This window comes from Oleiphilus sp. HI0079 (genome assembly GCF_001635105.1).
The window spans coordinates 1-12,188 of the sequence record NZ_LWFT01001050.1 but is presented as its reverse complement, the minus strand read 5'-3'; the positions used below and the strand labels follow the sequence as shown (position 1 = coordinate 12,188).

Here is a 12,188-nt window from a genome sequence, read left to right as displayed (position 1 = left end):
GAACATCGATTACTGACCAGCCTTGAAACCTTGCTTACGTCCGAGGGCTTTCGTGTATCAACAGCGCTTGGAGGAATCAATGCGTGCGAAGCACTCAAGGCGAATGATTTTGATCTAGTTCTTCTCGATTTGAACATGCCCGATATCGACGGCCATCAGGTGATGGATTTCATTGCCGAGCATCAAATGGACCCAGCCGTTATTGTTGTTAGCGGAGAGTCGTCTTTTTCGGCTGTCAGCAAAGCGCTTCGTCGCGGCGCATATGACTATCTTCGCAAGCCTTACGACTCTGAGGAGTTGATCAACACCACCCGAAACTGCCTTCAAAAAGTGATGCTTGAGAAAGCGCATCACTCTATGCAAGCGCGGCTTCAAAAGTCTGAAGAGCTGCACCGTTACATAGTGAACAGCTCTCCAGATGTCGTATTTATGCTTGACCGCCAAGGTCGTTTCACCTTTCTCAATCGAAAAGTCGAAAGCCTATTGGGATACAGCAAGCAAGAACTACTCGGACAAAGCTATCAAGCGATCATTGAAGATGATGATATTGACCGCGCCAAGTATATCTTTGATATACAAGGTAAAAAACGTGATGGCGCCTGGAGTTCAGAGTTGCGGCTCAAAGTAAAAAAGAACGAACATTCTTCCCGACATTTCGAGATCACCTTCTTTCCAATCGAACGAAAAATCAAACAGAACGGTATCGATTCACTTCAGGTAGTTGGAACTTACGGGACTGCACGCGATATTACTGAACGCAAAGAAGCGGAAGAATTTATCAATTTTCAAGCGTATCACGACTTGTTAACACGCCTCCCAAATCGTTCCTTGTTCAAGGATCGTTTAAATCTCGCTTTGGCACAGGCAAAACGTAATAGCAAAGAACTCGCTGTCATGTTTCTGGATCTGGATCGATTTAAAGTGGTCAATGATTCCCTTGGTCATGCGATGGGAGACCGCCTTCTGCAAGCGGTTGCCCTGCGCCTAGATAATGTCATTCGAAAATGCGACACCTTATCGCGCTTCGGAGGAGACGAATTTACACTGCTCTTACCAAACGTAAATAGCGCAGAAGATGCACGCATCATCGCGAAAAAGGTCATTAATACCTTAAAAGAGCCCTTCCTACTTGGGGAGCACGAGGTGTTTGTCGGGGTCAGCATCGGAATTGCGATGTTCCCAGGAGCCGGAGAGAGCGTAGACCAGCTCATTCAAAACGCAGATGTCGCGATGTACCACGTCAAATCACGTGGTAAAGACGGCTATCAGTTCTTTAGCCATTCTATGGAAGTTGCCGACTCAAACCGCATCAAGCTTGAACGCGAAATACGCGGTGCCCTTGAGAACAACGAATTCAAAGTGTTCTACCAACCTCAGATGAGCGCTCAGAACAACGAAATCATTGGCGTTGAAGCACTCGTTCGATGGGAGCACCCTACTCGTGGTTTAGTATACCCAGGCGAATTTCTTCCCCTCGCTGAAGAGACGCGCATGATGCCTGACATCAGCGAATGGGTTCTCGATCAAGCATGCAAAGAAGTAGGTAGCTGGATTAGCAATGGACATCCAAACATTCGCCTTTCGGTTAACTTTTCCCCTTTACAGGTTGAACACCCGAAATTTGTTGAGCGCTTACTAAGTACATTGGAAGAAAATAGCTTCCCAGCGAGCAATCTTGAGGTTGAGATTACCGAAAACACAATCATGAACGATCTTGAGCAGATGACGAAAAAGCTTAACCGACTTTCCGAGCATGGCGTGACCATCGCCATCGACGATTTTGGCACCGGCTACTCATCACTTAATTATCTGAGTAAGCTTCCCATTCATACTTTGAAAGTCGACCAGAGCTTTGTCCGCGACATCGAGGACTCAATGGACGAGGCCTGCATCGTCAACGCGATTGTTAACATGGCACACGGCTTGAAGTTAAATATTGTTGCCGAAGGGGTTGAGACAGAAATCCAACTTAACTACTTACGGGAGCTAGGTTGCCAAGAAATCCAAGGGTTTTATTTTGGTCGCGCAGAACCAGGCCATGCCATTCTAAATCGCATCATTGACCACCCAAGAATGATCGCAATATAGGTCGCACGCCAAATTAGGACACAAAAAAAGCCTGCTCGGTGACCGACTGGCTTTTTTGTTTCTGTCCAACATCAAAATAAGCTCAAAAATCACCGACTAAGGCTTAGCTCGTCATCAACCACGACTAAAAGATACCGCTAAGGAAGTCTCTCAAAGTCTCGAGAGCTCAGCGTTCCGCATCCCAATTGTTTCCAATACATCCTGAAAGTGAAGTGAATTGGGAACAGCCCCAGTAAACAAAACCTGATGCCTTTCTTTCACTGCGCTTTCTTGATAAACACCTTGTTTACCTTTGACTACCGCTGCCCCATCAAAAAGATCTCTGACGCGGCGCGCCACCGCATCGCCGGAATCGACCCAAGCGACGCCTGGCATCAAGGACTTTAAGGCTTCTTTTAAAAACGGAAAGTGCGTACAACCAAGAACGATCGTATCGACGTTCTCAGTACTTTGCATAAAAGGATTGATAGCACCTTGCAGAACATTCATGTCCACACCCTCGCCATTCAGCAGCTTCTCTGCCTCTTCCACAAGTGCGTTTGAGCCAACCTTAAGCACAGAACATCCTGCCGCAAAATCCCTCACCAACGCATCTGTATAGTCTCGAGAGACCGTACCCGGGGTTGCTAACAGCCCAATCGCTTTCGACTTGGATTGTTGAACCGCAGGCTTGATCGCGGGCACCACACCAACGAACGGCATCTCAAAACGATCACGCAGCGTTGGCAGCACTAATGTACTCGCCGTATTACAGGCGACAATCACCAGATCAAAATGGAAGCGAGCATGGCATTGCGCAATCAGATCGCTTAGCCGAGCAATCAAAAACTGCTCGTCCTTTGTGCCATACGGAAAGAAAGTATCATCCGCTACATAGCGAATATGAAGTTGCGGACACAGCTGCAGCACAGAGCGGCAGATTGAGAGGCCGCCAACGCCCGAATCAAGAACGAGCACATTACCACAACATGCGCTTACCTGATCGTCCATCAACAAACCTCTCCAAGCATTGCCGTCACGTGCCGCTTATACGCTAGCCAAACGACGTTGACGCATACCCATGAACACAGCAAGAACACAAATCAAAAACGGAATTAATAAGATATTAATCAGTTTTAAGCGCGTCCCTAACGTTTCAATATCGCGATCAAGCTGATGCTGCACATCGCGAAGCTGCTTACGAATCTTCAGCTTCTCTTCCTGAAACTTAAGCAGCTCTGCTTCTTGCTCTTCTGAAAGCATAGAGACATCACTTGCGTCTCGCACCTGCTCTAGTTCGAGCAATTTCTCTTCGGTCGCCATTAACTGCTCTTCCAAAAGCTCTTGCTGAGCAAGAAAACGCTCTTCCGCGTCACGACGTAAAGCGTCAACGCGCTCGAATGGGCGGCTGTAACGTCCCTGACTCCGAATAGAAATTAACTCTGCCTGCCCTGAGAGGTTCTCTACCGAATTCAACAGGAAGGTTCCATTATCCGCCCACGGACTCACAATCTGCTGACCGAAAAAGCTCTGGACCTGCACCCACAAACGATCACTGAGCACATCAGTGTCAGCAACAAGCATCACATTAATTTGCTCCGACTCGGTAAGTTCTGGAGTAATGGTGCGCGTAACAATATCACTTTCAGCCTCACCCTCGGCTTTCGGCTCTGTGTCTTGTGACTCGCTGGCTACCGAATCTGTTGAAACTTCTTCAGTAAGCTCGACACCGTCAGGAAATGCCGTCTTCGCTGCTCCGGACACGCGCGCCGCCAAAGTATATGCCTCTTCAGTCGGAACAAATCCAGACATCAAGGTTGATGGATCATGCAGAGAAGCAAGCATATCGGCCGGCTTAAGCGCGCTTTGCTCAGAGCTTCGAATAATCGGTTCAAATTGACTGCTTGCGCCATCAATCGCGCTAAGATGGCCAGCAGAAGAAAAGTTCATACTCTCTAAACCAAAAAGCACAACATCATCTTGCTCAAACGCATCTGGACGAAGACTTAGTAACCCCAAATGACGAACCGGTTGGCCGCCCTGGCCAAGCGACACGACCATCGAATTGTCAAAGTCAGCGACGAATTGGCTCTCGTCAAACTGAACTCCCCAAGCCGTAAAAAGATTCTCAAGGCTCGATGACTGAACTGTTGGCATCCCGCCCATGCTTGCCATGGTTTCGATGAACGGATCAACAAACACAATGGCTTTTCCGCCACCAAGAACATATTGATCAATCGCAAATTCAAGCTGTTCTGAGATACTCTGAGGTGCGACAAGCAACAAAACGTCGATTCCATCAATGCTTATTGCATCGTCCTCAATCCACTCTAGATCAAAGTTATCATCGATGTACTGTAAGATAGCCCACTCCGGCTTTTGCTGACGCGTCATGAAGTCCATTCCACCCTTCATATCAACGCCCGAGTAGATGCCAATTTTAGGCAAACGCTCGCGCGATAAGGCCGAGATCAAACGCGTTAGATCGTATTCTAAAAATGCCTCTTTATCTGGCTGGATAAATGGAACCACTTCCTCGTTACCCGCTTCATTTTTGGCAACTAGACCAAAATAAATTTCATCGCCGCGCGCACCACCCGGAACACTTTGCAGGCCTGAGAGCGCAGCAGCGTCTTCCGCATCTGAAAACGGCTCTGGATCGATCTTGGTCACAGTGATCTTGCCATCACTTTTTGCCTCATATTCATTCAGCAGTTCTTCGACCCGCTTGGCATACGTTCTAAGTGCGGGAAGCTGCGACGTCGCCTTATCGGAAAAGTAGTAGTCAATCGTAACCGGCCTTTCCAGCTTGCCCAGAATACTCTCGGTGCCGTCTGAAAGGGTATAAAGTCCATTTTCAGAAAGATCTAATCGAGACCCAGTGATAAAAATCGATGATAGTACAATCACCGCGAATAATGCCGTAAAGACGGCAATTAACTTAAACGAGATTTGCTTCGTCATAGTAACTCCTAATCCGCCTTCTTAAGATCAATCACCAACGCTGTTGCATACAGCCAGGCGCCAATCATCGCAACAAAATATACAAGGTCACGAAGATCAATTACTCCGCGCGAGATCGCCGTAAAGTGGGTGAGGAAGCTCAAATTGGAAATACCATCAACAAGCCAAAGCGGAGCCCAGCCCGAAAAACTATCTTGTACGATAGGAAACCCGCTAACGACGAGCACAAAGCACACTACTAAGGTGAGAATGAACGCGATAATCTGATTTTTGCTCAATGCCGAAAGACACGAACCTACGGCCAGAAAACCACCAGCCATGAGCCATGCACCTAAATAAGCACCTAGAATCACGCCATTATCAGGGGCGCCGAGGTAATTCACAGTGATCCACAAAGGAAACGTCAAGGCCAATGCCAAACCGACAAACAACCAGGCCGCCAAAAACTTACCGAGAACAAGTTGCCACGTCGCGACTGGAAGCGTCATGATCAATTCAATCGTGCCACTACGACGCTCTTCTGACCAAAGGCGCATCGCAACTGACGGAATCAAAACCAGATACAACCAAGGAACAAAGTTAAAAAACGCGCTCAGGTCCGCCTGACCACGCTCGAAGAATTGCCCGATATAAAACGTAAACACACCCGACAACATTAGAAAAATAATGATAAAGATGTAGGCGACCGGCGTGGCAAAATAACTCGCCAGCTCTCGACCCAAAATGACTTTCAACGCACTCATCGAGCCACCTCCTGTCGTCCAGTAATCGTTCGAAAAACATCATCCAGCTTACCCTGCTCGACATGAAGCTCATCAATTTGGCAACCAGATGCATGCAATACATTATTCACTTGAGCAAGAATCGGTGTGCGATTTTCAGAAAGTACACGCAATCCACCATGCTCGGTGCGCTCTACCTTGCTTACGCCATCGATGTTTGAGAGCTTGTCGTGAAGAGAGTCATCTTCGCGCGCAAGGTGTATGTGCACGCTATTGTGGTATTCCGATTTCGCTGCCAATTCATCCGGCGTTCCATCAAACAAAATTCGACCTTCTGCCAGAATCATCGCGCGCGTACAAACAGCGCTCACTTCTTCAAGAATATGCGTCGAAACGATGACAATCTTGTCTTTCGAAAGATTGCGTATGAGTTCTCGCACCTGATGTTTCTGATTTGGATCCAATCCGTCAGTAGGCTCATCGAGAATCAATACTTTTGGGTCATGGAGAATCGCCTGCGCCAAGCCAAGGCGTCGCTGATAGCCTTTAGAAAGGGTTTCAACACGCTTGCTCAATACTTTTTCGAGCTCGACTTGGCGGACCACGCGTGCTACTCGCTCATCCAGCTCTGCACCAGAGTAGCCACGCACTTTGCCGACAAACTCAATAGAAGCCTTTACCGTCATATCGGCATATGCCGGAGCACCTTCTGGCAAGTAGCCAAGTTCACGCTTCGCCTCAACGGGGTTTTTCGCAACATCAAAGCCCATCATATCAATGGCGCCCGATGAGGGGTTCAAAAAGCCGGTTAGCATTTTCATGGTGGTAGATTTGCCAGCGCCGTTAGGTCCTAAAAATCCAAGTATTTCACCTGGTTGAACCGCAAACGAAACATCGTCTACTGCGCAGAAATCACCAAAATATTTAGAGAGATTTTTTACGCTGATCATTTTTTATCTTCGTTTCTACTTGTGAATGTTCGAAAGGACGATCGCATCCGCCAAATAGCAGACGCAAATCAAAGACTTATTACTAGTCGCGAAGACTATATGGGCGGGCATGAACGAGTTCAAGGGCGAAGCTCCAACCTTGCCACATGGTCATGTTGCAGTAGACACCAAGCTTACAGGCGTATCCTCAAATTAGCTTTACGAAGACCAAAACCAAGCACTAAACTAGGGCATCAATCACAAACAAAGAACTCTAAATGAGCCGTTTCTTCAAACTTTCAACGCTTCTTTTTACTCTCTGCAGAAAAATCCTATTTCTCTGGGTCCGCGCGGAAATAAAAGGCGCAGACCATGATGAGCTGAATCTTGACCCTGAAAAACCGGTCATTTACGTACTGCAATATCGCTCGTTCTCTGCACGACTCGTTCTTGAAAATTCGACGATAAAAAGCGCACTTCCCAGTTCGCAAACCAAACTTCCTCTCGGAAAAGGCTCTTTACGGCGTTCATTTTTCTTTTTATATGAGCCTTTAGGTCGCTTTTTCAAACGCAAGCAGCGCCCAACAGTGACAGGACGCCTCAAACAGCTGGTATCGCATGTCTCAGACGTAAATGACAATGACGTTCAGATCGTACCGGTTTCCATTTTCTGGGGCCGTGCACCAACGAAAGAAAAATCCTGGTTACAACTATTACTAACTGACAACTGGTCCGTTGCAAGCCCATTACGACATGCGCTGATTATTCTGCTTCACGGCCGCAGAACCTACGTCCAATTCAGCAAACCGATCTCACTTAATGAGCTTTACCACGACAGTGAACAAGATGCCAAACGCACTGAGCGAATGGCGGCACGGATTTTACGCGTGCACTTTAGAAGAGTAAGACAAACCGTTATCGGTCCAAACTTGAGTCATCGTCAAACCCTTGTGCAGTCTATTGTCTCTTCTCCAAGCATCAAGGAAGCTATTGCCAAGGAAGCAGAAGAGTCCGGAAAATCACCTCAGGAATTGCGCCAGCAAGCCCTCAAATATGGCGATGAGATCGCTGCAAACTTACAAATATCCACCGTCCACTTTCTAGAACGTCTGTTAAATCAGCTTTGGAACAAGATCTACAAGGGCATCGATGCGAAGAATATAGATGTCGTTCGAGAGATCACGAAAGACCACGCCGTGGTGTATGTGCCCTGTCATAGAAGCCATATCGACTATCTCCTTCTCTCTTCCCTTTTGTTCGCAGAAGGCATCATGGTTCCACATATTGCTGCCGGCATTAACCTTAACCTCCCCGTTGTAGGGAGCATACTGCGCCGCGGTGGCGCATTCTTTATGCGTCGCAGCTTTAAGGGCAACCGTCTTTACGCTGCGGTATTCTCAGAATACATTCATATCATGTTTAAGCGAGGATACTCGATCGAGTACTTTGTCGAGGGCGGCCGAAGCCGAACGGGCAGAACACTTCCTCCTAAAGCAGGCATGGTTGCCATGACCGTAACGAGTTATTTGAAGGATCAACAGAAGCCGATTGCTTTCATTCCGGTTTACTGCGGCTATGAAAAAGTCCTTGAGGGCGGCACCTACATGGGCGAGCTTCGCGGCAATGAAAAGAAAAAAGAGTCTGTTTTTGGATTATTTAAGTCACTGAAAAACCTAAGAAAATCATTCGGAAAAGTCGGTTTGAATTTCGGGGAGCCCATCATACTGGACACATACTTAAGCGACGCCCAAAGCTCCTGGAAAGAAGATATCAAAAGCATCAAAAATCTAGACGAAGAGAAACCAGAGTGGTTCAGCGACGTTGTGAGCAACTTAGCCAAGGAAATCGCCGTTCGCATTAATTCAAGCGCCGCAGTTAACCCCGTCAGCTTAACTGCGACCGTGCTTCTGTCGACTCATCGCCAAGCCATGGATGCCAATGAGCTGGCGCATCTGAACACGTTTTTCGCCGGCTTGCTCCGCAAACTCCCCTATTCAGATCATGTTTCTTTTCCTGAAGGTGATGGCGAGGAGTGGATTCAATATACCGAAGAAATGGGCTTATTGAGCCGTCAGAAAAATGAGCTAGGCGACATCATTACCCTGAGCGATCGAAATGCCGTTTTATTGACCTACAACCGCAATAACACACTCCATCTGTTTGCTGTGCCGGCGTTAATTGCCTGCATTATTCGCAACAACCCAAGCATGAGCAAGGTCGAGATCCATCGTATTTTTCGTTCGGTTTATTCCTACATTAGAGCCGAATTGTTCCTACAGTGGAATAGCTCTGAAATCGACGAGATTTTTGAAGAATGGCTCAATGTTATGGCCGAAAGCCAACTTCTCAAGATTGAAGACAACCATGTCCGCCGCCCTATAATTGGCTCATCAGACTACATAAAGCTTTCAACTCTGGCGAGCTTCATTATGCCAACGCTTGAACGCTATTACATCGTGATCGCGATTCTCACGCGCAAAGAAAGCGGGTCGATGACGGCTCAAGAGCTTGAGCAACTAAGTACTCTGATGGCAGAGCGTATGTCGATATTGTTTGGGCTAAATGCGCCAGAGTTTTTCGATAAAACCTTGTTCCGAAACTTTATCGCCGTACTCAAAGACAAGCAAATACTTCAAGAAGACGACGAAGAGAAGCTGAAATACAGCGAGCTTGTTCTCAAAGCCGCGGAAGACTCAATGCTGGTTCTCAATGCTGAGCTCAGACAGGCGATCTTGCAAGTCACTTCCGGCCACTAACAAGCACTTGGCTGAAGCTCAGCTATTTGCGGAAAGATCCTCTAATCGCCGGATCGTATAGATATCGTATCGAGAGCTCTTACCCTCAAGAATAAGTGAGGGCTTGGGGCCCTGTATCGCCTCCCCCTTACGAGGGCGCTTCACCACTACCCGGTAGCGCGCCTTCTTTAAGGCTTCCTCGAGTAGCAAATAATCATCCTCATTCTGTCCGACGATATCATGAAACGCGCGCATCTCTTTTTTAACAGCAGCCGACTTGCCCTGCTCGGGGTACATGGGGTCTAAATAGATAACATCAGCGACTAATTCAGAAGACTCTCTGAGATAATCTAGCGCATCACCAAAACGCAAGTTCATGCGATGCGCCGTATGAGCAATTGAAAGATCATGCGCAGCTTTCGCCTGCTCTATCGCAAAACCCAAAAGCGCCTCTACGGCCGGCACTCGCTCAAACAAGTCAACCTTACAGCCGAGCGTAGCAAGAACAAATGCGTCACGACCTAACCCCGCGGTGACATCCAAAACATGAGGATAGACTCCCTTATTCAAACCCACAGCTTTGGCAATCAACTGCCCCTTGCCACCACCATGACGCATGCGATGCAGGTTTTTACCTTCAACAAACGAGGCGTTAATTGGCCCGGGCGCGGCCTTACCTGTTTGATGTAAAGTAAGCGCATTATCGCCGAAAACGAGAAAGTAATCGGCGACAAACGGATCAATATCCTGGGCGATGGACATAGAATGGAGTCGCGCGAGCGATTCGGCTTTCATGCGCATTTCTGATGAACAAGAAGGGCTTACTACAAGCGCCAGTTTATCAGGCTTGGCTGTATTCGAAACCGGCATTACTTGCGATTAAACATAAACATCTATTCCAAGCAGCTCGCCACCGTCAAAGGAACGACTAGCTTCTTCAGTTTCCTGATACTGCTGAATAGCTTCTTTACTTTTGAGAGAAAGGTTTTCTGTACGATTTAAGGCTTCAAGACGCTCAACCTGCTTCACTTCTCCAAGACGCATTAACTCCTGAACGGGCACTCGTGCCTGCTGCTCCTGCGAAGGACGCTCTAGATCTTGCTGAGCCTGTTTCTGCGACTGCTTTTGGTCCGAAGCCGGAGACTGCAGGACGGACAAGTTGTTTAACGGGTTGCCGATTAGCATGGCGCAAATGCCTTATCTCTGATATGAAAGCAGTGTAATGTATAGACTAGCTATGCGGCAACCGCCAATAAAAGCAAAACTGCCCCGAGACTTAAGCGATACACAACAAATGGCATAAAACCAATGCGCTCCAAAAAGCGCAGGAAAAAATGGATACATACAAAAGCACTAATGAAAGCCACCATCGTAGCGAAAGCGATCAGCTGCAACTGCGCATCTGTCCCCGTCTCAAGTAATTCTTTGGTCTTAAGACCTCCCGCTGCAGCGATCAAAGGCACCGAGAGAAGAAATGAAAATCGCGCAGCCGCATCGCGAGTAAGGCCAAGCAACAACGCGGCTGTCATTGTAATTCCAGAGCGTGATGTTCCGGGAATCAACGCAAATGCTTGAGAAACACCAATAAGAACGGCGGTTTTCAAATCTATATTATCAAGCACACGATTACGCGCTCCGTGACTATCCGAAAACCATAACAGCAAGCCAAAAACAATCGTAGTTGTCGCAATGACCAGCGTTGAACGAAGATGCTCTGAAATGAAATCATTGAACATCAAGCCAGCAAGTCCGGCAGGAATCGTTGCAAGTACGATCAGCCATGCAAGACGAGCATGCTGCTTCGATTGTTCCTGAACGCGAGACGGTCCAAGCAAAGACATGAACCACGCTTTGGCAAGTAAAATGAGATCCTCACGAAAGTACAAAACAATTGCCAATAACGTGCCGACATGTACGGCAACGTCAAATGCGAGCCCTTGATCCTCCCACCCCAGCACTTGTGATGGGAGAATTAGGTGCGCAGAGCTTGAAATAGGTAAAAACTCGGTGAGTCCCTGAACAAGAGCAAGGACAAAGGCTTCAAACCAGCCCATATTAGTAATCCTGTTGGCATTTATTTATTGAGATGTATGTGTTTTTCTCGCTGCAAGCTCTTTGCGCTTACCAAAGCATGATTCTTCGTGCTTTGTGGCTAGTCTCGGCCCGGTAACTTCTTCCAAGCTACTTCATCGCGCACATATACGGGTGAGGCATCTTTCGCCTCCACTGCTAGGCCATCAGCAAAGGCCAACACAGCCAGAGACGCAATTGCGTGCGCAGGATGCTCAGGACCGCTCTCGATTCGAGGCCATCTACTTATCGCATCCATACGATCAACGTAAGCCAAACCATTTCCGATAACGGGCATCTCATCTTGCTCCTGAAGCAATTCAGAAACCATCTCTGGTTTATCAACGCGCTCCGACCCTAACAGCTCAGGCATTGCGTTTTCACCTCGAGTAAACACAGCCCAATAGACCTCATCCATTCGAGCGTCGATCAACACCAAACAGTTTTGCGCCTCGGAATGACTTAAAAACACATGCACCGCGAGTGCTTGTAGATTTGATACAGGAACAACCGGCAGATCTTGTCCAAATGCCAAACCCTGAACAAATCCAGACGCGATCCGAAGCCCGGTAAACGATCCTGGACCTCGACCAAACGCCAGCGCATCCATGTCCGAAAGAAGCAGACCTGATTGACCCAGAAGCTCCTGGACCATTGGCAGCAAGCGTTGCGCATGACTTCTAGGCGCATACTCACTTAAG

The 12,188-nt window shown here is 47.8% G+C and carries 10 protein-coding genes; 2 read left to right on the top strand and 8 right to left on the bottom strand.

The genetic code is table 11. From position 1 onward, the window contains the following. Positions 1 to 2,088: bifunctional diguanylate cyclase/phosphodiesterase (locus tag A3750_RS18850; RefSeq protein ID WP_068548621.1), on the top strand; the 2,088-nt coding region annotated here is incomplete at its 5' end. A gap of 150 nt (positions 2,089 to 2,238) precedes the next feature. Here A3750_RS18850 and murI read toward each other — a convergent pair. The 4 genes from murI to A3750_RS18830 are packed head-to-tail and all read right to left on the bottom strand — an operon-like array spanning position 2,239 to position 6,703. Beyond that, positions 2,239 to 3,078 (bottom strand): glutamate racemase, encoded by an 840-nt coding sequence (murI, locus tag A3750_RS18845; protein WP_068458460.1) that lies wholly within the window; start codon positions 3,076 to 3,078, stop codon positions 2,239 to 2,241. A gap of 36 nt (positions 3,079 to 3,114) precedes the next feature. Continuing rightward, on the bottom strand, positions 3,115 to 5,031 hold the full coding sequence (locus tag A3750_RS18840; protein WP_068458462.1) for a Gldg family protein: 1,917 nt from the start codon (positions 5,029 to 5,031) through the stop codon (positions 3,115 to 3,117). 8 nt (positions 5,032 to 5,039) lie between these two features. Then, complete coding sequence (locus A3750_RS18835; protein ID WP_068458464.1) at positions 5,040 to 5,774, bottom strand: ABC transporter permease subunit; 735 nt, start codon at positions 5,772 to 5,774, stop codon at positions 5,040 to 5,042. After that, entirely contained in the window at positions 5,771 to 6,703 is a 933-nt protein-coding gene (locus A3750_RS18830) for an ABC transporter ATP-binding protein (RefSeq protein WP_068458466.1), read from the bottom strand. Before A3750_RS18830 ends, A3750_RS18835 begins: the two co-directional genes overlap by 4 nt. A gap of 257 nt (positions 6,704 to 6,960) precedes the next feature. Here A3750_RS18830 and plsB point away from each other — a divergent pair, with 257 nt between their 5' ends. Continuing rightward, the gene (gene plsB / locus A3750_RS18825; RefSeq protein WP_068458468.1) at positions 6,961 to 9,438 is read left to right on the top strand and encodes a glycerol-3-phosphate 1-O-acyltransferase PlsB; all 2,478 of its coding nucleotides are present in this window, start codon (positions 6,961 to 6,963) and stop codon (positions 9,436 to 9,438) included. Between the two features lie 18 nt (positions 9,439 to 9,456). Here the strand turns inward: plsB and A3750_RS18820 are convergent, their stop codons facing one another. The 4 genes from A3750_RS18820 to tsaB all read right to left on the bottom strand — a co-directional run. Continuing rightward, on the bottom strand, positions 9,457 to 10,212 hold the full coding sequence (locus A3750_RS18820) for a class I SAM-dependent methyltransferase (protein ID WP_231871887.1): 756 nt from the start codon (positions 10,210 to 10,212) through the stop codon (positions 9,457 to 9,459). Positions 10,213 to 10,296: 84 nt separating this feature from the next. Continuing rightward, positions 10,297 to 10,602, bottom strand: coding sequence for a hypothetical protein (locus A3750_RS18815; protein WP_068458471.1), 306 nt, complete (start codon positions 10,600 to 10,602; stop codon positions 10,297 to 10,299). Positions 10,603 to 10,652: 50 nt separating this feature from the next. Continuing rightward, a complete protein-coding gene (locus A3750_RS18810) occupies positions 10,653 to 11,471 on the bottom strand; it encodes an undecaprenyl-diphosphate phosphatase (protein WP_068465871.1) in 819 nt (272 codons plus the stop codon). Between the two features lie 98 nt (positions 11,472 to 11,569). Next, the coding region (gene tsaB, locus A3750_RS18805) for a tRNA (adenosine(37)-N6)-threonylcarbamoyltransferase complex dimerization subunit type 1 TsaB (RefSeq protein ID WP_068548619.1) at positions 11,570 to 12,188 on the bottom strand (619 nt) is incomplete at its 5' end.

What these genes read in the sequence shown, in the direction of transcription:
- murI (WP_068458460.1), bottom strand. Translation starts at nt 3,078, where the DNA reads ATGGACGATCAGGTAAGCGCATGTTGTGGTAATGTGCTCGTTCTTGAT.
- A3750_RS18840 (WP_068458462.1), bottom strand. Translation starts at nt 5,031, where the DNA reads ATGACGAAGCAAATCTCGTTTAAGTTAATTGCCGTCTTTACGGCATTA.
- A3750_RS18835 (WP_068458464.1), bottom strand. Translation starts at nt 5,774, where the DNA reads ATGAGTGCGTTGAAAGTCATTTTGGGTCGAGAGCTGGCGAGTTATTTT.
- A3750_RS18830 (WP_068458466.1), bottom strand. Translation starts at nt 6,703, where the DNA reads ATGATCAGCGTAAAAAATCTCTCTAAATATTTTGGTGATTTCTGCGCA.
- plsB (WP_068458468.1), top strand. Translation starts at nt 6,961, where the DNA reads ATGAGCCGTTTCTTCAAACTTTCAACGCTTCTTTTTACTCTCTGCAGA.
- A3750_RS18820 (WP_231871887.1), bottom strand. Translation starts at nt 10,212, where the DNA reads ATGAAAGCCGAATCGCTCGCGCGACTCCATTCTATGTCCATCGCCCAG.
- A3750_RS18815 (WP_068458471.1), bottom strand. Translation starts at nt 10,602, where the DNA reads ATGCTAATCGGCAACCCGTTAAACAACTTGTCCGTCCTGCAGTCTCCG.
- A3750_RS18810 (WP_068465871.1), bottom strand. Translation starts at nt 11,471, where the DNA reads ATGGGCTGGTTTGAAGCCTTTGTCCTTGCTCTTGTTCAGGGACTCACC.